Annotated in this window: 18 protein-coding genes; 8 read left to right on the top strand and 10 right to left on the bottom strand. The window is 71.8% G+C overall.

Annotated features, from left to right (window positions below; translation table 11 throughout):
• Positions 1–39: 39 nt before the first annotated feature.
• Positions 40–1,653: an MFS transporter gene (locus tag ACPA54_RS16295; RefSeq protein ID WP_423530301.1), complete on the top strand. Its 1,614-nt coding sequence runs from the start codon at positions 40–42 to the stop codon at positions 1,651–1,653.
• A 123-nt stretch (positions 1,654–1,776) separates the two neighbouring features.
• On the opposite strand, the gene ACPA54_RS16290 is transcribed toward ACPA54_RS16295, so the two are convergent.
• Both ACPA54_RS16290 and ACPA54_RS16285 read right to left on the bottom strand, forming a co-directional pair.
• Positions 1,777–2,406 (bottom strand): HAD family hydrolase, encoded by a 630-nt coding sequence (locus tag ACPA54_RS16290; protein ID WP_423530299.1) that lies wholly within the window; start codon positions 2,404–2,406, stop codon positions 1,777–1,779.
• 8 nt (positions 2,407–2,414) lie between these two features.
• On the bottom strand, positions 2,415–2,915 hold the full coding sequence (locus ACPA54_RS16285) for a MerR family transcriptional regulator (protein WP_423530297.1): 501 nt from the start codon (positions 2,913–2,915) through the stop codon (positions 2,415–2,417).
• Positions 2,916–2,943: 28 nt separating this feature from the next.
• Between ACPA54_RS16285 and ACPA54_RS16280 the strand changes: the two genes are divergently transcribed.
• A complete protein-coding gene (locus ACPA54_RS16280; protein ID WP_423530295.1) occupies positions 2,944–3,720 on the top strand; it encodes a methyltransferase domain-containing protein in 777 nt (258 codons plus the stop codon).
• A gap of 60 nt (positions 3,721–3,780) precedes the next feature.
• Here ACPA54_RS16280 and ACPA54_RS16275 read toward each other — a convergent pair whose 3' ends face one another.
• The 4 genes from ACPA54_RS16275 to ACPA54_RS16260 form a co-directional block, all read right to left on the bottom strand.
• Positions 3,781–4,860, bottom strand: a complete 1,080-nt coding sequence (locus tag ACPA54_RS16275) for a TIGR04222 domain-containing membrane protein (RefSeq protein WP_423530293.1) — start codon at positions 4,858–4,860, stop codon at positions 3,781–3,783.
• A 224-nt stretch (positions 4,861–5,084) separates the two neighbouring features.
• On the bottom strand, positions 5,085–5,540 hold the full coding sequence (locus tag ACPA54_RS16270) for a tellurite resistance TerB family protein (protein WP_345680300.1): 456 nt from the start codon (positions 5,538–5,540) through the stop codon (positions 5,085–5,087).
• 187 nt (positions 5,541–5,727) lie between these two features.
• Complete coding sequence (locus ACPA54_RS16265) at positions 5,728–7,662, bottom strand: hypothetical protein (protein WP_423530291.1); 1,935 nt, start codon at positions 7,660–7,662, stop codon at positions 5,728–5,730.
• Between the two features lie 245 nt (positions 7,663–7,907).
• Positions 7,908–9,035: a sulfite oxidase gene (locus ACPA54_RS16260; protein ID WP_423530289.1), complete on the bottom strand. Its 1,128-nt coding sequence runs from the start codon at positions 9,033–9,035 to the stop codon at positions 7,908–7,910.
• Positions 9,036–9,173: 138 nt separating this feature from the next.
• Between ACPA54_RS16260 and ACPA54_RS16255 the strand changes: the two genes are divergently transcribed.
• Positions 9,174–11,009, top strand: a complete 1,836-nt coding sequence (locus ACPA54_RS16255; protein WP_423530287.1) for a glycoside hydrolase family 15 protein — start codon at positions 9,174–9,176, stop codon at positions 11,007–11,009.
• Positions 11,010–11,073: 64 nt separating this feature from the next.
• Here ACPA54_RS16255 and ACPA54_RS16250 read toward each other — a convergent pair whose 3' ends face one another.
• Positions 11,074–11,862 carry a transglycosylase family protein gene (locus tag ACPA54_RS16250; protein ID WP_423530285.1) on the bottom strand — a complete coding sequence of 263 codons (789 nt, stop codon included), beginning with the start codon at positions 11,860–11,862 and terminating at the stop codon, positions 11,074–11,076.
• 479 nt (positions 11,863–12,341) lie between these two features.
• Between ACPA54_RS16250 and ACPA54_RS16245 the strand changes: the two genes are divergently transcribed.
• Positions 12,342–12,833 carry a hypothetical protein gene (locus tag ACPA54_RS16245; RefSeq protein ID WP_345680295.1) on the top strand — a complete coding sequence of 164 codons (492 nt, stop codon included), beginning with the start codon at positions 12,342–12,344 and terminating at the stop codon, positions 12,831–12,833.
• Between the two features lie 83 nt (positions 12,834–12,916).
• Here ACPA54_RS16245 and ACPA54_RS16240 read toward each other — a convergent pair whose 3' ends face one another.
• The 3 genes from ACPA54_RS16240 to ACPA54_RS16230 all read right to left on the bottom strand — a co-directional run bounded on the left by ACPA54_RS16240 (position 12,917) and on the right by ACPA54_RS16230 (position 16,627).
• Positions 12,917–14,113, bottom strand: a complete 1,197-nt coding sequence (locus ACPA54_RS16240; RefSeq protein WP_423530609.1) for a nitric oxide synthase oxygenase — start codon at positions 14,111–14,113, stop codon at positions 12,917–12,919.
• Positions 14,114–14,429: 316 nt separating this feature from the next.
• On the bottom strand, positions 14,430–15,629 hold the full coding sequence (locus ACPA54_RS16235) for a globin domain-containing protein (RefSeq protein ID WP_423530284.1): 1,200 nt from the start codon (positions 15,627–15,629) through the stop codon (positions 14,430–14,432).
• A gap of 281 nt (positions 15,630–15,910) precedes the next feature.
• Positions 15,911–16,627 (bottom strand): hypothetical protein, encoded by a 717-nt coding sequence (locus ACPA54_RS16230; RefSeq protein ID WP_423530282.1) that lies wholly within the window; start codon positions 16,625–16,627, stop codon positions 15,911–15,913.
• Between the two features lie 236 nt (positions 16,628–16,863).
• Between ACPA54_RS16230 and ACPA54_RS16225 the strand changes: the two genes are divergently transcribed.
• The 4 genes from ACPA54_RS16225 to ACPA54_RS16210 all read left to right on the top strand — a co-directional run bounded on the left by ACPA54_RS16225 (position 16,864) and on the right by ACPA54_RS16210 (position 22,475).
• The gene (locus tag ACPA54_RS16225; RefSeq protein ID WP_423530280.1) at positions 16,864–18,414 is read left to right on the top strand and encodes an MFS transporter; all 1,551 of its coding nucleotides are present in this window, start codon (positions 16,864–16,866) and stop codon (positions 18,412–18,414) included.
• Positions 18,415–18,589: 175 nt separating this feature from the next.
• On the top strand, positions 18,590–21,658 hold the full coding sequence (locus tag ACPA54_RS16220) for a sensor histidine kinase (protein WP_423530278.1): 3,069 nt from the start codon (positions 18,590–18,592) through the stop codon (positions 21,656–21,658).
• Positions 21,655–22,071: a roadblock/LC7 domain-containing protein gene (locus ACPA54_RS16215; protein WP_423530277.1), complete on the top strand. Its 417-nt coding sequence runs from the start codon at positions 21,655–21,657 to the stop codon at positions 22,069–22,071. Before ACPA54_RS16220 ends, ACPA54_RS16215 begins: the two co-directional genes overlap by 4 nt.
• Positions 22,068–22,475 (top strand): DUF742 domain-containing protein, encoded by a 408-nt coding sequence (locus tag ACPA54_RS16210; protein ID WP_345680288.1) that lies wholly within the window; start codon positions 22,068–22,070, stop codon positions 22,473–22,475. The genes ACPA54_RS16215 and ACPA54_RS16210 overlap by 4 nt, the downstream gene beginning before the upstream one ends.

Here is a 22,475-nt window from a genome sequence, read left to right as displayed (position 1 = left end):
CCTGTCCGCACTGGGCACTCCGTATTGGGGAGGAAGCGCATGACCGAGACGCTGGACGAATCCCCCGCACCGCCCGAGGAACCCCGCGACGAGAACGTCACGGGCCGATTGGAAGGCGCGTCGAAGCTGCGCATCTTCTCGATCCTCGCGGTGATCGTCCTGTTCTCCGAGGTCGTCCCGCTGCAGTACACGATGGTCTCGACCGCCGTGCAGAAAGTCGGCCAGGACTTCCCGTCCGCCGGCGACAACGTCAGCTGGATGATCATCATCCTGGGCCTGGTCGGCGGCGCGACGACGCCGATCCTCGGCAAACTCGCCGACCTCCTGGGCAAGAAGCTCGTCCTGTTCGCGAGCAGCGTGGCGTTCCTCGCCGGCTCGCTGCTGTGCGCGACCACCCACTCGTGGGCGATGTTCCTCGTCGGCCGCGGCCTGCAGGCCGTCGCGTTCGCGATGGCGGCGATCTCCGCCGGCCTGATCCGCGACCTGATGCCGCGCCGGTACGTTCCCCTGTCGATCGGCGTCATCGCCACCGGTTTCGGGATCTCCGCGCTGGCCGCGCCGTTCCTCACCGGCTGGCTGACCGACCACTGGAGCTGGCGGTCGATCTTCTGGTTCCTCGCGATCTACATGCTGGTCCTGATGCCGGTCTTCTGGCTCGTCGTCCCCGAGACCAAGCTCAAGGTCAAGCAGAACCTCGACTGGCTCGGCTCGGTCCTGGTCGGCGCCGGCGCCGCCCTCGCCCTCGTCTACCTGTCCAACGGGCAGCAGTGGGGCTGGGGCAGGCCGAGCGCGTTCGTGTACCTGCTCGGCGGCATAGCCCTGCTGGCGGCGTTCTACATGTGGGAACTCCGCGCCCCCGAACCGATCATGGACCCGAAGCTGCTGCGCAGCCCCCGGGTGTCGATCGTCCTGGCGATCGGCCTGTTCTCCAACATGATCATCGGCGTGCAGGCGTACGCCGTGGCCTACATGGCGCAGATCGACAAGGCCGAGGTCGACAACGGGACCGTCGCCGGATTCGCGCAGGCCTCCGGCACCCCGGTCGACGTGCTGAAGCAGGCGCTGACCTTCCACGGCGACCTCGGATACGCGATGGGCTTCAGCCTCATGGCGCTCGCCGTCCACATCACCGCGTGGCAGGCCATCCCGGGCATGTTCTCCGGACCGGCGACCGGCGCGTGGGGCAAGCGCGTCGGGCTGCGTATCCCGTACATCATCGCGCTGTCGATCATGACGGCCACGATGGTCTTCTACGCGCTGTGGCACTCGACCTGGCAGCAGATGATGATCGTCAGCATCATCTACGGCATCGCCTTCGGCATGTACTACGGCGCCGCGAACAACCTCGTCGTGGAAGCCGTCCCGCAGGAGCAGCAGGGCATCGGCGCGAGCATGCTCGGCCTGACCCAGTCCTTCGGCAGCGCGGTCGGCACGGCGCTCCTCACCGCGATCATCTCGGCGCACCCGTACCAGGTCGTCGCTCCCTCGGCGACCGGCGGCGCCCCGACGACGATCGACATTCCGCAGGTCTACACGGACGAAGGCTGGACGCTCGGATTCTGGGCGATGGCCGCGGCCGGTCTGGTCTGCGTGATCCTCGCAGTCGTCATGAAGGCAGGCCGGACACCGGCCACCGGCGGGACGCTGCACTGAGTTCACCGGGGTGGTGACGGCCACGGCCGTCCCGGGGCCTTCGGGCCCTGGGACGGCCGCGGTCGTTGTGCGGGCCGCCGTCGAGCCGCGGAACGGACGGAGACGCCGGTGGCCGGCGCCGGGTCAGGAGGCGACGTGGGACGTCAGCCAGGCCGGGAATTCGGTGAGGTCGTGGAGGACGGCGTCGGCGCCGGCGGCGCGGAGGTCGGCGAACGGGATCGGGCCGGTGGCCACGGCGACCGCGACGGCGTCGGCGGCCCGGGCGCCGCGGATGTCGCCGGTGTGGTCGCCGACGTAGACGGACGCGCCGTGCTCGCGCAGGGCCGTCGCCTTGCCGTCGCTCCACAGGCCGCCGACCACGACGTCGACGTCCAGGCCGAGGTCGCGCATGTGCAGCTCGGCGTTGGCCTGCGACTTGGCGGTCACCACGAGCGTCCGGCCGCCGAGCCGGCGGACCGCCGCGAGGGCGTCGTGCGCGCCCGGCATCGCCGTCGTCCCGGCGATCGCTTCCGCGGGGTAGATGCCGCCCCGGTAGCGCTTCGCGAGCCGCTCGACGTCGGCGGCCGGGAACCACACGGCCAGCTCGTCCTCCAGCGGCGGCCCGAGCCGCGACACCACCAGGTCGACGTCGATCGGGACGCCGGTCTCGGCGCTCAGCACCCGCCACGCGGCCCCGATGCCGGGCCGCCCGTCGATCAACGTCATGTCGAGGTCGAAGCCGACGACGAGACCGTTCGCAGCAAGATCGTCCATGGGGCAGGCTAACCCGGGGGCGCAGGGGAGGCGGCACGGGGTGCGGGCGACTCACCCGGCCCCGGAACCGCCACGTGCCCGGGACGCCGACGAGCCCCGGAACCGATCCGCTCCGCGACGAGCCGCCGGTAGCTCGGGCACTGGCCGACGTCCTCATACCCGCAGCGCAGGCCGTTCTCGATCAGCTCCAAGGAGGCCTGGGCCGCCCCGATTCGCGCACGCAGCTCGTCGGCCGCGGGGCGCAGGACCGCGTGCCGGGCCGCGCGGTCGGAGCCGGCGGACAGACTCCTGATCGCGGTCAGGCCCAGGCCGGCCTCCTTGAGGACGAGAATCGTGGCCACGCGGGTGACGTCGTCCGCCTCGTAGCGACGGCGCCCGGCGGTATCCCGTCCGGGGCGCAGCAGACCCATCGACTCCCAGTGCCGCAGGACGTGGGTGGCCAGGCCGAACCGTGCCGCGAGGTCGCCGATGCCCAACGTGCCGGCGACGCCGTCGTCGTTTGACTTCATGCCGACATTAAGTCGCAGCATGACGGCCATGTCCAAGAACCAGGAACGGGCGGGAAAACACCGCGACACCGCGACCCTGCAGGCCGTCCTCGACACCTTCGACCGGATGCCGGACGCCGCTCGGCTGCGCGGCCGCTCCTACGAACTGCTGTCCCTCGTCCCGGGCTCGACCGTCCTCGACGTCGGCTGCGGCGCCGGACGGGCCGTCGCCGAACTGGCCGGACGCGGCGTCCGCGCGGTGGGGGTGGACCCCGACCCGGGGATGCTGGCCGCCGCCCGGGACCGGTGGCCCGAAGCCGAATTCCGGCAGGCGGGCGCGGAGGACCTGCCGTTCGCCGACGGAACCGTGCACGGCTACCGGGCGGACAAGGTCTTCCACGTCCTCCCGGAGCCGGACCGCGCGGTCGCGGAAGCCCGACGCGTCCTCCGCCCGGGTGGCAGGATCGTGCTGCTCGGGCAGGACTGGGACGCCATCGTCATCGACTCCGACGACGCCGCGCTCACCCGCACGATCGTGCACGCCCGCGCCGACCTGCTGGGCGCGCCCCGGGCCGGCCGCCAGTACCGCAGCCTGCTCGCGGCCGGCGGCTTCGCCGAGGTCACCGTCGAGGCGCACACCGGCGTCTTCACCGACGCCGCGATGCTGCCGCTGGTCGAGGGCCTCGCCGAACCCGCCTGCGCGAGCGGCGCCATCAGCCGCGAGCAGGCGGACGGGTGGCTCGCCGAGCAGCGCCGACGCGCCGAGACCGGCCGGTTCCTCGTCGGCGTTCCGTTCTTTGTGGCCGCCGCCACCGCCCGCGCCTGAGTGCCGCCCGGTGGTTCGGCTCCCAAACGCCGCAGCCGCGCCCCCGGGCGCGGCTGCGGTCTACTGCTGGTCGGGATACTGCTCCCACGGGGGCAAGTACGGCTGCGGCTGCGCTGCCGCGCCACCGCCGTAGTACTGGCCGCCGGGCGTGGGCTGCGCCGGGTAGCCGTGACCGTCCGCGCCGCTCGGGTAGGCGGACGGCGGTGCCTGCGGCGGGACGGCCTGCGCCTGGGCGGCCGCCTGGGACGCGGCCTGCTGCGCGTCCGCGAACGACGGGGCACCGAGCTGTCCGCGGGAATTCGCCGACTGGATCCACTGCGCCTCGGTCCAGCCGTCGCTGACGATACGGCCCGCCGTCACCGCCGACGCCTGCTGGAACACGCCGCGCAGCGTCGGATCCGGGATCCGCTCGGTGCCGAACAGCGCGGTGTCGCCGAACTGCGCGCCACCCGGCGCGGCTTGGGCGATGTGCCCGAGCTGCCCGGGGTCGCGAACCTGGTTCCACAGGTAGAACAGCGAGCGGTCGTTGAGCGGTTCGCGCAGCTTGTCGAACCGGGAGAACAGCCAGTACGCGAGCACCGCGCAGCCCGTCGCGCCGATGAGCACCACCGCGAGGTTCGCCACCCACAGCGCCGTGTGGTGCGTCGGCGAACCGGCCAGCGGCTTGACGAACAGACCCGCGGCGGCGACCAGCGGGGCGAGCGCCAGTACCACGCGCGCGCCGCGCAGCCGGGCCGGGCGCGAGGCCGGGTTGAGCAGACCGAGCCCGAACAGCCGGTCGTGCACCGCCCGGACCGCAGGATGCTCGGCAATCGCCGTGCGGGCGCCGGCCACCGTGCCGGACGGCAGCGCGGACTGCACCGCCTGCGCGTAGCCGTCACCGGACGGGTCCTGCCCGGCCGGGGAGATCCGGCCGTCGGCGCCGATGGTCACCGCACCGCGCGCCCACGCGCCCAGCAGGGCCACGTCGGCGGTGCGCGCCGGGCCGCCGGCCAGGAATGCGAGCTGGTACAAATCCAGCGAGCCCGGTTCGGGCGAGCCGTGCCCGCGGGCCTTCCCGGTGCGCATCACCCCGCGCGTATACAGAGCCGCCCCGGCGAACAGCGCCAAGGCCACGATCAGCCACACCACGTGTTCCACCCCCCTCGTCCGCCGGACCCCTTCCGGGCCGGTCGGTGCACCACGATGGCACGGGCGCTCGGACTCCGCCGGAGTCCCCGCCCGGCCCGACGGCATTCGACCGCTATGTCGCGTACGACCGCCTGCCCCGAGAACGAAACGCGCGAAGCGCGCGGCGAGCGGCCGCGCGGACAGCCGAACGCCGCACCCGACACGTCGAATTACCGCACCGGATGTCGGCCGGCTCAGACGTCGAACTCGGCCGGGTCGATGCCGAGCGCGAAGCAGGCCTCGCGGACGACGGCGCGCTCCTGCGGGTCGAAGTTGCCGTCGGCGCCGCCGATGACGATGCCGATCTGGATGACGGCACGCGCCTCGTCGGGCTTCTTCTTCGCCTTGGCCACGTCCTGCATGACCTGGACCTTGCCGACCTGGTAGTCGGCCGACAGCTGGTTCGCGTACGCGTAGAAACGGCGCTCCAGGTCCGCGCGGTCGAAGTTCTGCAGGACATCGTTGGCCGAGATCAGCTGCGCGACCTTCGCCGTCTCCGCCTGGTCGACCGACCCGTCGGCCGCTGCGACGAGCGCGCACATCGCCATGCTCGCGTCCCGGAACGCGCCGCTCTTCAGGTCGTTCTTCTTCGCCGTCAGCTGCGACTGCATCGTCTGCGCCGACTGCTTGAAACGGTCCCACAGGGCCATGTCCGTCACTCCTCGGTCGTACGTCGCCGGATCGGCGGTCGGGGTCGGTGCGACCCGGCCGAACCACCTTATCCCGGCCGCAACCCCAGGATCCGGACCCCTGTGGACAACTCCGGCCTGTGGACGGCGGACTTGGCCGCCGCGCCGAACAGCCGTACCCTCACGGCCCCGACGCGGCGGCACCCGGTCAGCCGAACAGCCGCCCGATCAACTCCGGATAGTCGATCCCGCCGTCATCCAGCAGCATCGTCAGCGCCGCCGGCGGACCCTTCGGCCGCGGGCTCTTCACACTCGGCAGGCTCGCCAGGTCACCCGAGGCGAAACCGGCCCCCGGCGACCCCGGCGGCGTGAACGTGTACGTCCGCCAGATCTGCTGGTCCTGGATCAGCAGCACCAGATGCGGCGCCCGCCACGCGACGAACACCCACTTGCCCTTGCCCTGCGCGCGTACCAGCACCGTCGCGTCGTCCGCCTGGCCGAGCCGGTCCGCGACCCGCGCGGCGATCGGCACCGGGTTGGTGAACGACCCGCTGATCTCCCACAGGCCGTCCTCGTACCCGACACCCCACCCGGCGTCCAGGAACTCTTCCGCGGCCGGCACGAACTTCTCGTCGACGTCCGGGATTTCCCGTTCGGGTTCGTCGTCCTCGTACGTGTATCCGGAGCCGAACCCGGACGACCCGGATCCCGCAACGCCCGCCGCGGACGACGGCGCCGCAGCCGACGCGGCCACCGCAGCGGCCGGGACCGCAGCCGGGGGCGCGGCCACCACGGGCGCCACGGGCGCCACCACAGGCTCGGCAGCCGCCACCGGAGCCGGCGCGGCAACCGGAGCGGAAACCGGTGCCGGAGCGGCAGCCACCGCGGCCCCGCCCCCGCCCGAACCCTCGGCCCCGCCCCCGCCCGAGCCCTCGGCCCCGTACACGTACACGACGTCCGACTCGTCGATGGTCCCGTCGGGCCGCGCGCACGTGGCGCGCAGCAGCGTGCCCGGGCCGCCGTCCCAGCGGAACGCGTGGTCGGTCTGCCCGGACGGGATCGCGCCGACGACCCGCCACGTGCCCGCGGAGCCGTCCGGCGACGCGGCGACGGTGACGTGTCCGTCCAACGCGCCCGCGACGGCGACGCGCAGCGTCTCGCCTTCCGACCGTGCGCCCAGCACCACGACACCGGGCGCGACCGGCGCGGCGGCGGCCGCGGGAGCCGCGGGCAGGTCGACGACCGCGGTGTCGCCCTCGGACAGCACGCCGAGCACGCAGCCCGCGGCGCCGGCCTGCGGGCCGAGCGGAGCCAGTCCCGGCAGTCCGGTCAGCGTCGACCAGCGCGTACCGGTCCGCCACGTCACCACCGTGTCCGCCCCGGCCTGCTCGTCGACCGCGATCCGGGCCGGTGCGGCCCCGAATACCCCTGCCAGAGCGCCGACATCGAACGACGCCGCACCGGGCCTGGCCACCACGGCCACCTGCCGCGGAGCCAGCCGTCCGACGACCGCGCCGACCGCATCGGCGTCGAACGCGCCTGTCCGCACCCGCAGTTCGTCGACGGGGCCGGACGGCAGGTGCCCGATGAGGGTGTCGTCCAGGGTGTGCAGCAGCCGGGCCTCGGGTCCGGTGGTCTCGGGCGCCTCGATGTGCCGCTCGGTCAGCGCGAGCGCCAGCTCGGCGAGGTGCTCCGCGACCCACGGCGCGAGCCGCACGCGGCCGGGCAGCGCGTCGAGCCAGTCGGCGAAGTCCGCGACGACCGCGTGTGACGCGCCGCCTTCGCAGTGCACGACCGTCCACAGGCCGTCGCCGGTCGTGCCCGGGTCACCGGGGCCGACCGCGAGCCGGATCGTGTCCGGGCCCAAAAAAAGCGCGGCCCTTACGCGGAAACCGCCCGCGTAATAAGCCGCGCTGTGCAGGAAATCGCGTCCTGCCGGCCGTGCCGCCGGATACTCCGCAAGTGCGTGTCCGGCGTCCACGACCACTGCCGTTCGTGCTCCGAGTTCCCGGACGGACGGCAGAAGGTCCTTCTCGATGTCCGGTACGTCGGGAGCGAAGCCCACCAGCAGGAATTCGTGCAACGGGATGTGCCGAGGCCACCCGCGCACGAGGTCCGCCGGTGTGGCGGCAACCGTGTGCAAGGTCGCGCTGGGTATGCGTGTGCTGATGGTCGGGCCCCTTCATCCGCAGTCTCGCCCCATCCTAAAAACATTCGGCGGCTTCCCGTCGCGAGGGGCGCCACCCGGTTCGCCACCCGCGCCCGTCGGCCACCCGGCCGACAGGCCGAATCGGGCATATCCGGCCCGCCTGCCGCCTGCCGCCTGCCGCCTGCCGCCTGCCGCCTGCCGCCTGCCGCCTCCCGCCTCCCGCCGCCCCGCGGCACCGCTCACTCGTCCAGGCACACGACCGGAACGCGCTGGACCGCGTTGTTGCCGTATCCGCCGGTGTTCCACTCCGGCCGCAGCGGCTGCGTGTTCCCGTGCGTGTCGGTCGCCCGCACGCTCAACGTGTGCAGGCCCGGTGCGGCCGTCCACACGGTGCGCCACGAGCGCCACGCCCAGTGATGCCGCCCCGGCGCGTCCAGATCGGCCTCGTGCCAGGTGCGGCCGTCGTCCGAACTGATCTCCACGCTCGCCACCGGCGCATGCCCCGACCAGGCGCGCCCCGTCAGGAACACCGGCCCCGAGCGCACCACGCGCGTCCGAGACATGAAGTCCGGGAACCCGGGCGGGACCATGAGCGCCCGCGCCCGGATCCGCGTCAGCGGAGTGCCGGGGTCGTCCTCGGATCGGCGGAACACATACGACGACGTCTGGTGGTAGCCCTCGAACGGCACCGCGGACACCTCGATGGCGCGCAACCACTTCACGCTCGCCATGCCGTACCAGCCGGGCACGATCAGCCGCAGCGGATAGCCGTGCTGCGGGGGGAGCGGACTTCCGTTCATCGCATAGGCGACCAGAACCTCCGGATCGCCCGCCATCGCCGCCGCGATCGGCAGGCTGCGCTGGTAATCCTGCTCCACGCCGCGCTCGACGCCGTGGTCCGCCCCGGTGAACACCACCTCGGCGGCCGCCGGGCGGAGGCCCGCGACGGCCAGGAGGATGTGCAGCGGCACACCCGTCCAGTCGGCCGTGCCCACACCCCCGTCCAGCCACGGCTGGCTGACCGGCCGCGGATCGAGCAGCCCCCGGCCGTTGCCCGCGCATTCCATCGTCACCCGGTGGGTGACCGTCGGGAACGACCGCAAAGCCGCCACGTCGAGGCTCAGCGGCTCCTCGACCAGACCGCCGACGGTCAGCCGCCATGCGTGCGAGTCGCCGGGAGGGATGTCGTAGTGCGTCAGGACGTAGTGCAGTCCCGGCGGAGTGATGTCGTAGCGGAGCGCTTCCAGCGGAAGCCCGTGGTTGCGGCCGGCCAGAGCCGCTTCGTCGGGGCCGAATGCCTCGCCCGGACCCGCGATGCGGGCCGGACCGCTGGCGGCGCCGAGGCCGATGGCGGTACGCGCGTCCATGTGTTCCATGCTGCGCCGCCTGCCGGGCCCGGGCAACGGAAGACCGCATCCGATCGGCGACGACCGCCACACCGCGGAATTTGGGCCAGATATAGAGGTGAAGATGCCGGTTTCGGAGGGCTCGCTTAACGTGAGCAAATGCGCCGTTATCCACCCATTGCCAACCACGGAATCGTCGGCGATCTGCAGACCTGCGCCCTCGTCTCCGACGAGGGCGTCATCGACTGGTTCTGCGCGCCGCGGTTCGACTCCGGCAGTGTTTTCGCCGCGCTCCTCGACGCCGACAAAGGCGGCAGGTTCGCCGTCACGTCGACCCACCCCGAGACGACCGTGCGGCAGCTGTACCTGTCCGACTCGGCCGTCCTGGTGACCCGCTTTCTGACCCCGGACGGCATCGGGGAAGTCGCCGACTTCATGCCGTTGCCCGACGACCCGGCCACGGCCGACGACCGGCACCGGATCATGCGCGTGCTCCGCGTCGTCCGCGGGTCGTTCACCTTCGCCATCGAATGCAGCCCGCGGTTCGACTTCGGCCGCAAGCCGCACCAGCTCCAGGCCGACGGCCCGCTCGCGCACTTCGCCGCCGAGGGCATCGACCTGTACGTCCAGACGCTCGGGGACATCGACCTGGCCGCGGACGGCGACGACCTCCGCGCCCACGTCGAACTGCATGCGGGACAGGTGAGCGCCATCGTCCTCACCGCCGACACGTCCGGAGACCCGGCGCCCGCCCCGTTGGACCGCGGCGACGTCCGCGACGCGCTCTCCGAGACCCGGCATTTCTGGAACGGGTGGGTGCGCAGTTCCCACTACCGCGGCCGCTGGCACGAGATGGTCAACCGGTCCGCCATCACCCTCAAGCTACTCACCTATGCGCCCACCGGGGCGCCGATCGCCGCCGCGACGATGGGCCTGCCCGAGGAAGTGGGCGGCGAGCGCAACTGGGACTACCGCTATACGTGGATCCGCGACGCGTCGCTCACCATGGCCGCGCTCGGCGACCTCGGCTTCACCGACGAGGTGGTGGCGTTCGGACGCTGGGTCGGCGCGCGCATGCGCGAGCGGCGTACGGTCACCGGCGAGCCCTTGCAGATCATGTACCGCGTCGACGGCGATCCGGAGCTGGGCGAGGAGGTCGTCGACGGCTTCTCCGGCTACCAGGACTCCCCGCCGGTCCGCGCCGGGAACGGTGCGGCGGACCAGCTGCAGCTCGACATCTACGGCGAGGCCGTGTTCGCGCTGTTCCAGGCCCCCGTGCTGGCCGACGTGGCCGGCTACGACGGCTGGCAGGCGCTGTCGAGCCTCCTCGACTGGCTCGCGGAGTCGTGGGACCGGCCCGACGAGGGCATCTGGGAGACGCGCGGCGGGCGGCAGAACTTCACGTACAGCCGCATCATGTGCTGGACCGCGTTCGACCGCGGCATCCGGCTCGCCCGCGAGTTCGCGCGGCCCGCGAACATCGTCGGGTGGGTCGCGGCGCGCGATGCGATCTTCCGGCAGGTCATGGAGCAGGGCTGGAGCGACGAGCGCGGCGCGTTCGTGCAGCATTACGGCACGAACGTCCTGGACGCGTCCCTGCTGCTGATGCCCGTGGTGGGCTTCATCTCCGCGCACGACCCGCGGTGGCTGTCCACTCTCGACGCGATGGACACGGAGCTGGTGTCGGACAGCCTGGTGTACCGCTACAACCCCGCCGCCTCCCCGGACGGGCTCCAGGGAGCGGAAGGCACCTTCTCGCTGTGCAGCTTCCTGTACGTGGCCGCGCTCGCGCAGGCCGGGCGTGTCGAGCAAGCGCGGTACGCGTTCGACAAGATGCTCACCTACGCCAACCATGTGGGGCTGTTCGCCGAGGAGATCGGCGCCAGCGGTGAGCAACTCGGGAACTTCCCGCAGGCGTTCACGCACCTGGCACTGATCATGGCGGCGCAGGCCCTCGACGAGGCCCTGGACGCGGAGGAAGCCGCCGGGCACTGACGGAAACGCGCGTGGCCCCCATCCGACGGGCGGATGGGGGCCACACACATGGTGTGCCGGTGGCTCAGGCCGAGAGGCTCAGCGTCTGGCCGGGCAGGATGGCGTGCGGGTTGCCGCCGATGGTCGACTTGTTGGCGTCGTACAGCTTGTGCCAGTCGCCGACGCCGTTCTTGGCCGCGATGGACGACAGGGTGTCGCCGGACTTCACGGTGTAGCCGCCGCTCTTGGGAACGGAGGTGGCGGACTTCGGGGTGCTGTCGGTGAGCTTCGTGCCGCCCTGCGACTGCTTGGCGGAGCCCGCGTCCGACTGGGTCGGCTTGGCGGGCTTGGAGTTCTCGGACAGCTTCGAGGACGACGAGTCCTGCGACTTCGCCGACTGCTTCGGGGTGGACTGCGTGGAGGACGTCGAGGAAGAGCCGCCCGAGGCGGTGGCGTTGGCGTTGCCGCCCGCACCGAGACCGGCCTTGACGGAGCAGACCGGCCAGGCGCCCGGGCCCTGGCCCGCACGCACGCGCTCGGCGACGGCTATCTGCTGGTCCTTGGTGGCCTGGTCGGCGCGGGGGGCGTACTGCCCGCCGCCGAAGGCGTTCCACGTGCTCTGGGTGAACTGGAGGCCCCCGTAGAAGCCGTTGCCCGTGTTGGCGCTCCAGTTGCCGCTGCTCTCACAGGAGGCGACGCCGTCCCAGGTCGACGAAGACGACCCGGCAGCGTTCGCCGTTCCGGCGAAGCCCGCAAGCGGGATCGCCACGCCGAGACCGGCCACGGCCGCAATCCGGGACTTGCGGAAGCGCTTTCCGCCGTTGTCGCCCGAACGCTTGGTGGAGGTGCCGGAGTTGAGAGTGCCGAAACGCATATATGACCTCTGCGACGCCTGCGAGGCGGAGCCTGTCGGATTCGGACGGAGGAATCGCCCGGCCACGCGTGAATTCGCGCGGCTTCACCCCACGAACGCGCCCGCTCTCCGGCGGCGCGCACGGCCTTGCCTTGCTGTCCCCGCTCCTGCCTTCAGTCGCTGATCGACTGCCACTGTCGGACGGAGGCAGGATTCGGCGTGCCGTCCGCAGGTGCCGCTTGTGCGGCCGAGAACGACGTTGGCATGCCCGAGGGGTAGAAAACAAACCAAAGTGGGTAAGGGTGCGAAAGGCCACATTCGGACATTTCTGTAAGAATCCCACCTGACCTGCGAAAATCGGCAAATCAGCTACCCGGCGTAGGCGTATGGCCACCCCGGGGCGGATGCACTTGTCGAACAGGTGATCGTTCCTGCAACAATCACCGCCCATGATGCTGACCCCAGGAATAGCAGCACTATCCGGAGCAGGCATAGGTTCGGTGGCCACCCTCATGGGGGTGTGGGTGGCGCAGGGCTTCAGTTGGCGGCGCGAGCGCACCTTGCGCACGTGGGACAAGCGCGCCGCCGCATACGAGGACATCCTCATCTCCATGGCCCGGCTGCGCGGCGAACGCCGCGAAGCGACCAGCACCGGCGAACTCCGCCTGGCCCGCCTCGCCAACCCGGACTCCGAAGACGGCGCGCGCCTCGCGGCGCAGGCCAACCTGTACGGCTCGCTCGAACTCCGCAAGGCCACCGACGCCGCCTTCCAGGCCCTCACCAAGTGGCTGATGGCGCTCATGGCCTGGCGCTCGTACCACGACACCTACAACTCGCTGCCCGATTCACCGCCGCGCCGTGGCGGGGACGCGCTGTGGGACGCCGTCCTCGACGCCGGAGAGGCCGCCGACAAGGCCGACCTCGCCCTCACCGCGCAGGTCCGCGCCGAGGCGCTCAGCGAGCGGCCGCGCAAGATGCTCCGCGGCCGCTGACCCTCCGAGTAACCCTCCGAGTACCCGCACCGCCCGCACACCCGCGGGGGCGCCGCCCGACGGCGCCCCCGCATCGCACCGCATCACGGAAGCCGCGGCGCGCCCGGTGTCTCGCCCCGGGCGCGCCGGGCGCCGTCCTCGTCCAGCACGAACGCGGGCCGCAGGTCGGCTTCGTCGTAGTAGCGGTGGTAGACGGGCGTCAGTCCGCCGGACACCGGCGGCACGATCCAGCTCCAGTCCGCCGGGCAGACCCGGCCGGCGTCCTCCTCGCGCCGCAAGTGGCGCAGGAACCGCTCGGATTCGACGTGGTGGTCGGTGATCGTCGCCCCGGCCGCGTCGAAGGAGTGCAGGACGGCGCGGTTGAGTTCGACCAGCGCGCGGTCCCGCCACAGGGTGCGCTCGCTGGACATGTCCAGGCCCATCAGGTGGGCGAGCAGCGGCAGGACGTTGTACCGGTCGGCGTCGACGAGGTTCCGGGCGCCGATCTCGGTCTCCAGGTACCAGCCGTTGAACGGCGCGGCGCCGTAGGAGATCCCGCCGATCTCCAGGCGCATGTTGGAGATGGCCGGGACCGCGTGCCAGCGCAGTCCGAGGTCGGCGACCTCCGGGATCTCCGGGTGCCCGATGGCGACTTCGCGGACCGCGTCGGACGGCAGCGGGTACCAGTGCACGCCTTCGTCGGGGCTTTCCACGATGAGCGGCAGGACGTCGAAGCGGCCGCCGCGACCCTGCCAGCCGAGTTCCGTCGCGTAGGTGGTGATGCCGGTGTTGCGGCCGTCGCCGGCGAGGGTGCCGTCCGGGTGGACGTAGCCCGCGTAGCGGATGAGCTGCTCGTTCCAGATGCGGGGGCCGCGGCGGCCGGGGGCGTCCGGGGCGAACACGGTGATGGTCGGGCGGATGCGGCCGCCGCGCCAGGTCGCGCGCAGGTGCTGGAAGCACTCGGCGGCGATGTCGTCGGTGCGGTGCACTTCGCGCCGGTCGCGGACGGCGAGGCTGTTCCAGTACAGGCGCCCGATGCAGCGCGCCGAGTTTCGCCAGGCGACGCGGGCGCCCCAGGTGAGTTCCGCGCCGGTGTGGACGTAGGTGCCGGTGGTGTCGATCTGCCGGGCGATCTCCTGCCAGCGGTCTTCGAGTGCGGCGGCGGCGCCGGTCTCGCGGTGGAAGTCCTCGGTGAACTTCCGGGCTTCGGCGCGGTCGACGGCGGGGGCGTGCGGCGTCCGCGGCGGGTAGGAGGGGCGCGGCGGGTACGCGGGGTGCGGGTCGAGGGCGGTGTGCGCCACCGGGCAGGTCTGCCGGTGGCGCCCGGTGGGCAGGTCCGGGGCACGCTCGGGGGTGTGCTCGGGAGAGCGTCCGGCAGGCAGCGCCGGAGCCTGTTCGGGGGTGCGTCCGGCCGGCAGTGCGGGGGTGTGCTCGGGATTCCGTCCGGCGGGCCGTGCGGGAGTGCGTCCGGCAGGCAGTTCGGTGGTGGTGTCGTGGCTCAAAGCGGTCCTCGGCAGGAGTGCTGGGTGCGGAGACGAAAGAGCGCCGCGCGGAATCCGGCGGTCCGCGGGCGTGGGCAATACGAGCTGGGGGCGGCGCCTTGCGCCGCGGCGGGGGTCAGTGCCCGGCGAACGTCAGGTCGTCCGCGTCGGCCGCGCCCGGCGGACCGAAACCGGGTTGGCCGAATCCCGCGGCGACCGGGTCGTGGTGGATGTGCGAGGACGGCAGGCCGAGTCGTCTGAGGACGCGGGCACTGTCCCGGACCATCTCCGGCGGGCCGCTCAGGTAGGCGTCGCAGTCGTAGCGGGGGCCGTATTCCGAGAGGACTTCGGCGACGGCGCCGCTGATCCCGGCCAGCGTCATGTCGTCGACGGCGGGGCGGACCTTGAACCAGGACATGCGCTGCGACAGGCGGAGGAGTTCGTCGAGGCCGTACAGGCCGCTGTGGGTGCTCGCGCCGTAGAAGAAGTCGACGGCGCGCTGCGAGCCGACGTAGGCGATCTCTTCGATGATCGCCTTGAGCGGCGCGATCCCGGTGCCACCGCCGACGCACAGCACGGGGTGCGGGGCGAAGTGGTCGAGGACCATTTCGCCTTGGGCGGGCCCGAGTTTGATGCGGTCGCCGGGGTGCGCTTTGTGGACGAGCGCGTTGCTGACCCAGCCGGCCGGCACGGCGCGGACGTGGAACGTCAGCAGGCCGTGGTCGCCGGGTGCGTTGGCGATCGAGTACGGCCGCCAGACGCGCGGCCACCACGGTGTTTCAACGGTGGTGTACTGGCCGGCCCGGTACGGGAACGGGTGTTCGGGCCGGACGGTGACCACGGCGATGTCGTCGGCGGGGCGTTCGTGCGCGACGATCTCCGCCATCCAGTGCGGCGGGTTGACGGTCGCGTCGAACTCGGCCGCACCGGACATGATCCGGGCGGCGTTCGTGTACGCGCGCCCCCACGCGTCCGCGGTCGCCCGGTTCCACGCGTCGCCCGAGTAGCGGGCGAGCGCGGCGATGAGGCACTCGCCGACGATGGCGTAGTGCTCGGTGAGGACGTCGTATTTGCGGTGGTCGCGGCCGAGGCGGCCGAGGTAGCCGGACAGCTCGCCGGCGTTGTCCAAGTCGCCGACGATCCGGACGAGCGCCTGCACGAGCCGGTCGCGTTGGGTGTCCATCGCGGGCGGGAACAGGTCCCGCAGTGCCGGCTCGCGCAGGAAGAGCAGTGCGTAGAAGTGCGACGTCAGATCGCCCGCTCGGGGGGCGACCACCTCCAGGTTGTTGCGTATGAGTTCCGCGTCGGTGTCGAACTCGGAATCGTGCTCGGACAAATTCGCCCCATTGCTCCACCCCCAAACGGCAAGCGGCGATGCGCATCGGTAGCCCGTGGCGAGATCGTCGCTTTGGGCTACTGGGCAAACACGATTGTGTGTGATCGCGTGTGCGCGCAAGTTGAGCGACCGGTTCCGGTTCTGTCGGGGTGGAAGTCGGTTTTGGGGCGTACGTGGCGGTTACTCGCGTCGCCTCAAACCCATACGTAAGCGTATGGATATCCGATACGCGCTAGTAAGCAGGCGTAAAGCGGCAATTCGCCCGCGCTTTCCGGATGTCGTCAGGCGGGCGGCAGCGGCCGAGTCGCCGGGCTTTTGCCGAAGGCGAAGCCGGAGAACGCGACGATCATCCACAGCGGGAGGGTGGTGCCCGGCAGACCCGGCACTGACATGATCAGCATTCCGCCAACCGGCACGATCAGCCCGAGTACCGAGACCGCGCCGATCCACCGTGCGACCGAGCGTTCGCGGAACGCCATCCACACCACGGCCATCGCCGCGAACATGACGCCCGTCCAGCCGATGAAGCCGCCGAAGTCGTTGAGGACGTAGTAGACGAACCGGCCCTGCCTGTCGAAGCTGTTGTCCTCGGGGCCGCCGTCGCCGTAGATCGCCATCGCGCCCTTCCATCCGTAGCCGAGCGTCAGCGCGCCCGCGGACGCGGTGAACCCGGTGGCGACGAGCCGCGCGGCGGTGCTGTCCGGCACCCGCGGCTCGACGTGCCGGCGCCACGCGGCCGCGCAGTACAGGAGCAGGCCGACGACCGCATAACCGGCGAGGAACCCGAGCCGGGCCTTCATGATGCTGACGTCGTCGACCATGTCGACGGTCATCCGCTGGTCGCCGTCGTCGCCCGGCACGTGCACGTCGGTGAGGATCGTGGCGAAGAACCCCAGCGCGCCCGCCAAGGTCCCCGCCAGCGCCCACGACGCGAAACGCGGTGTGGCGCCGACGGCGGACGAGGCGGGCGCCGGAGGCGCGGCATCGGTGCGTGTCATGGGGAGCATGCCCTTTCAGACTCGGAGCCTCTCGGGCCCGCGGTCGGGCCGGATGTCCGATGGTCGGGCCGCACCCCCGGTCCGCACATCGGGGCAGGCCCTGAACCGGTCGACGCGCGTTGCGCGGCAGCCTCCCCGACCCGCCGCCGCCCGCGGCGCGCTCATGTGACACACCTTGCGGGTGGAGTTAGGGTCGAATGAAACGCGTGTCGGCGACGACCGCACCTGGAACCACCATGGCAACTCCGCACACCGCCTCGGCGCAGGCCGCCGAGACCTCCGAACGACCCAGCCGCAAAAACCTCGCGCTGCTGGTCATCGCCTCGTGCCAGCTCATGGTGGTTCTCGACATCACGATCGTGAACATCGCCCTGCCGCACATCCAGACCGGCCTGGGCTTCTCCACCACCGGACTGTCGTGGGTCGTCAACGCGTACACCCTGACCTTCGGCGGCCTGCTCCTCCTCGGCGGCCGCACCGGCGACATCCTCGGCCGACGGCGGATGTTCCTCTTCGGTGTCCTGCTGTTCGCCCTCGCATCCCTCCTCGGCGGACTCGCCCAAGAGGAATGGCAGCTCCTCGCCGCCCGGTCCCTGCAAGGCATGGGCGGAGCGATCGCCTCACCGACGGCACTCGCGCTCATCACCACCACCTTCAACGAAGGCCCTGAACGCAACCGGGCGTTCGGGGTCTTCGCGGGCGTCTCGGCAGGCGGCGGCGCCATCGGCCTGCTCGCCGGCGGCATCCTCGTCGAATGGCTGAACTGGCGGTGGGTGTTCTTCGTCAACGTGCCCATCGCCCTCGCGATCGCGCTCGCCGCCCCCCGCGTCATCAACGAGTCGCCGCGCCGCCCCGGCCACTTCGACCTCGCCGGCGCCCTCACCGCCACCTTCGGCGTCGGCCTGCTCGTCTACGGGTTCATCCGAGCCGCCCAGGAAGGCTGGAGCGACCCCCTCACCATCGGCTCCTTCGCGGCCGCCGCCGCACTCCTCGCCACCTTCGTCCTCGTCGAACGCGGCTCCCCGCAGCCCATCACGCCGCTGCACATGTTCGCCGACCGCAACCGCTCCGGCACTTACGTCATCATGCTGTGCCTGGCCGCGGCCATCTTCGGCATGTTCTTCTTCCTCACGCTGTTCGCCCAGGACGTGCTGCACTTCAGCCCGCTGCGCACCGGTCTGGCGTTCCTGCCGGTGAGTGCGGTCATCGCGGTGGCGGCCGCGTTCACGTCCAAGATGCTGCCCCGGTTCGGGCCCAAACCGTTCATGGTCACCGGCGGCATCCTCGTCGCGGGCGGACTGTTCTGGCTCACCCAGATCGACGTGAACAGCACCTACGTCGGCGGGATCCTCGGCCCGATCCTGGTGTTCGCCGGCGGCATGGGCATGGAGTTCGTGTCCCTGACCCTGATGGCACTGTCCAACGTCCCCGAACGGGAGACCGGCGCCGCATCCGGCATGCTCAACGCCTCCCAACAAGTCGGTGGCTCACTCGGACTGTCCATCCTCGTCACCGTCTTCGGCACCTCCAGCCGCAACGCCGGCAAGGACCAAGCCCAGCAATACCTCTCCACCGCCACCCCCGCACAGCGCGCGGAGTTCCAGAGAACGCACCAACTCCCGCAGCAGTACGCGGACAAAGTCCTCACTTCCGGGATCGCCGACGCGTTCGTCGCGGCCGCCTGCATGGGCCTTCTCGCCGCCCTCGTCGCCGCCCTGGTGATCCAGGTCCGAGCCTCCGACCTCGCCCGGCTGCAAGGCGCCACGGAGTCATCGGACACTGACTGAACACCGGCGAACACCTGCCCGGACAGTTGCCGCAACGCTGTCCGAAACACCGTGGCCGACAGCATATGGACAATGCCACGCCACTCCCGGAGACTCTTCGCTCACATCGCGTGTTCCACGTCCGCCACCGCTCACCACCGCGGCCGGCGGACGTCCTCATCCCCCAAGGGAGACGATGAGACCCCCCGTCCGCGCGTGGCGGAAGAACCGGCCCGGCCGCCGTCTTTCGCTGCGCACCCTGCTCGTCATCCTCGCCGTCGTGCCGTCCATGGCCCTGGTCGGACTGTGGGGATTCACCGCCACCCGTCTGTGGTCGGACACCAACGAACTCAAGGACCAGAACGACATCGCCAACCGCGCGGGCATGCCCGCGTACACGGTGATGGTGCAGCTCCAGGAGGAACGCCGGCTCAGCGCCTCCTGGCTCGCCGCACCCGACGAAACGGTCCGCAAGGCGCTCGCCGCCCAGCGCGTCCGCACCGACGGCGCACTCGCCGAATTCACGCGTCTGATGCACGGCTTGCGCGACACCCGGGCCGACGTCGTGGAGCGCGCCGGACGCATCGAAGCCAATCGGCAGGCCCTGCCCAACACGCGCGACCTCGTCGACCGGCGCACCGGGGCACGAGGCGACTTGCTCAAGCCGTACGGGCTGGCCATCGAGAACCAGCTCGAAACGTTCACGACGCTGTCGCACATCGACACCGACGGCCACCTCACGTGGCGGTCGCTGTCCCTCGTCGCGATGTTCCGCGCCACCGAGATGATCGCCCGCGAAGACGCGCTGCTGACCTACGTCGCCGCCGCGAAACGCCTCGACCCCGGCGAATACGTCGAGTTCGCGCAGACCGTCGGCGCACGCCGCGAACTGTACGACAACCAGATCGTCCCCGAACTGGAACCCGAGCACCTCGCGGCATACGAGCAGCTCGCCAAAACCCAGCCGTGGCAGACCATGCTGCGCGTCGAAGACGCGATGCTCGCCGCCCCGCGCGGCACGGCCTCCGCCGGCGGCTACCCCATACCCGTCGAACTCACGGGTTGGCGCGGGGCGATGGAGCAGCTCGTCGAACCGGTGACGAAGTTCAACACCGGCCGCGCCGGCGACATCGTCAACGCCTCCGAAACCCGCGTCGACGACCTCGAAACCACCGTGTGGTTCATCACCGGCAGCGGACTCGGCGTCGTCGTCATCGTCTCCGTCCTCTGCTACGGCGTCACCCGGACCCTGCGCAAACGCCTCCGCGACCTCCAGGACGCCACCACCGAACTCGCCGAAGAACGCCTCCCCGGCGTCATCGACCGGCTCAGCCGCGGCGAACGCGTCGACACCACCGCCGAACTCCCCGCACTCCCGCACAGCCGCGACGAGATCGGCAAAGTCGCCCACGCCTTCGAAACCGCACAACGCGCGGCCATGGACGGCGCCGTCCGCCTCGCCCGCGAACGCGAAGGCCACGCGAAGGTCTTCCACAACGTCGCCCTGCGCACCCAATCCCTCGTCGGGCGCCAGCTCCGCGCCCTCGACGCGATGGAGACCCGCCACCAGGACCCCGACGTCCTCGGCGACCTCTTCGCCCTCGACCACCTCGCGACCCGGCTGCGCCGCTACGAGGAAAACCTCGTCATCCTCAGCGGCCACCAGCCCGGCCGCCGGTGGAGCAAGCCCGTCCGCGTCGTCGACATCGTGCGAAGCGCGGTCGGCGAGGTCGAGGACTACGAGCGCATCGACGTCCACATGTCGTCCGAACTGCTCCTCGAGGGCGCCGCGGTCGGCGCGGTCATCCACCTGCTCGCGGAACTCCTCGAGAACGCCACCACCTTCTCGCCCCCGCGCACACCCGTCGAGGTACGGGGCATGCCGGTGGCCAAGGGCCTGGTCGTCGAGATCGAAGACCGCGGCCTGGGCATGGCCGAGGACGACTACGCGGCACTCAACACGGAACTCGAGCAGCCGCGCGCCTTCGACATGGTCGCGCTGGCCGAGGACGTCCGCCTCGGACTCTTCGTCGTCGCGCGGCTCGCGGAACGGCACGGCATCGGGGTGACGCTGCGCGCCTCGCCGTACGGCGGCACGCTGGCGATCGTGTTCCTGCCCGAGGAACTGATCGTGCGGCCGGGCGAGGAAGGGGCCGGAGGCGGCCGCTCGTCCGACGCGGCCGCGGGGGACGACGCCGCGGACGCGCCCGAGAGCGCCGATGAGGCGGAGACCGCCGAGGCGTCCGCGGCCTCCGAGGAAGAACCGCTCGCGGAGCCGGTGCCGATCACGTCCGCCGTGGGCCGCAAGGTGTCGGCCGGACGCGGGGGAGCCGAGGCGCACGACGCGGAAGCCGGCAAGGACGGCGACGGGGGCACCGAATCCGCGGGTGCGGTCTCGCCGCAAGGCAAGGACCGGCTCCGCCGGTTGTGGTCGCGCGAACGCGCGGCGACGGTGGCGGACGACACGGGAGCCGCACGCGACGACGCCGGGACGGACGCCGCCGCAACGGCCGAGACCGCGGCCGGGGAAACCGAGGCGCGGGAAGCGTCCGAGCCGGATGCGGCCCTGACGCAGTCGGCCGCCGACACCGCGGCGGAGGCCGCAGTTGCCGAGGCCGACACGGACGCCGCGGACGCCGCGAGTTCCACCGGCCCGCTCGGTGCCGCCACGACCGCGGCACGCAACGGTGCCGCCGAGTCCGGCCGCGCGGACGACCCCGGAGCGCCCGCCGACGCCGGCGACACCGCCGACGGGGGACCGGCCCGCGCGACCACACGTACGACGGACGGAGAACGCGTGTCCGCGAGTGAGCACGAAGCCGATACCCGGCCCGGCTCGGGAGCCGGCGCGAACGGCCGCGCACCGCTGCCGTCGCGACGGCGGGTGAACGCCGCGGACGTCAGCCCCACCGGAAACGGCGCCGGAACCAACGGCAACGGGAACGGCAACGGATCGGGTTCCGCCGCCGCGCACCCGGCCTCCGATGCCGCGGACGCGGACGACGCCGCACGCGCCGAAGCCGACCCGGGAGCCCCCGACGGGCCCCGCATCCTCCCGCGCCGCGTCCGCCAAGCCAGCCTCGCGGCGCCGCTGCGCCGGGCGCCGGAGGACGGCGCCGCGGAGGAGGCCGACGCCGCCCCGGCGCGCCGGCCTCCGGCCACGCCGCAGCAAGCCGCCGACACGATCTCGGCGTTCCAGCGCGCCTCGCAGCGCGCCCGCAACGCCGAGCTGCCCACCGAACCACCGACGAGGGACCGCTCATGACGCCGCCGACGATCGCCACCGACACCCGTCTCGACTGGCTGCTGACGGACCTCGTCAAGCGCGTGCCCGGCAGCCGCCACGCGATCGTGCTGTCCCAGGACGGCCTGGTCATGAGCCACTCCGAGACGCTCGGCCGGGACCAGGCCGAGCAGCTCGCCGCGTCCGCGTCCGGGCTGGCCAGCCTGGCGCGCGGCATCGGCCGCTCGTTCGAAGGCGGCTCGGTGCGGCAGACGCTCATCGAGATGGAGGACGCCTACCTGTTCCTCACCTCGGCGGGCCGCGGCGCGCACATGGCCGTGCTCGCGGACGCCCAGGCCGACGTGGGCGTCGTCGCGTTCGAAATGAACACCCTGGTCAAGCAGGTCGGCGAATACCTCGGTACGGCACCGCGCGCCCAGACGGAGGGATCATGAGCGACAGACGCGACCGGCCCGGCAGACGGGCGTCGTCCGACGCGGTGTGGGACGACGACGCGGGCCCGCTGGTCCGCCCGTACACGCTCACGCGCGGCCGCACCCGGGCCGCGCGCGACGACCTCACCCTCATCACGCTGGTGACGACCGTCCAGCCGCTCCCGGAAGACCGCGACGCGAGCGGGCTGCAGCCCGAGCAGCTCGACATCCTGCGGCTGTGCCGGGCCCCGCAGGCCGTCGCCGAGGTCGCCGCGCTGATGCGGCTGCCGGTCAGTGTGGTGAAGGTCCTGGTCGGTGATCTGGTCGACGGCGGCCGGATGACCGCACGCGCGCCGATATCGATGGCGCAGTCCCCGAACGCGGAGCTGCTGAGGAAGGTGAGGGATGGGCTCGGTCGGCTCTGA

The organism is Uniformispora flossi (assembly GCF_049534875.1).
Taxonomy (GTDB): Bacteria; Actinomycetota; Actinomycetes; order Streptomycetales; family Streptomycetaceae; genus Yinghuangia; species Yinghuangia aomiensis.
The sequence above is the reverse complement of the archived record's forward strand: the minus strand, read 5'-3'. Positions and strand labels throughout refer to the sequence as shown.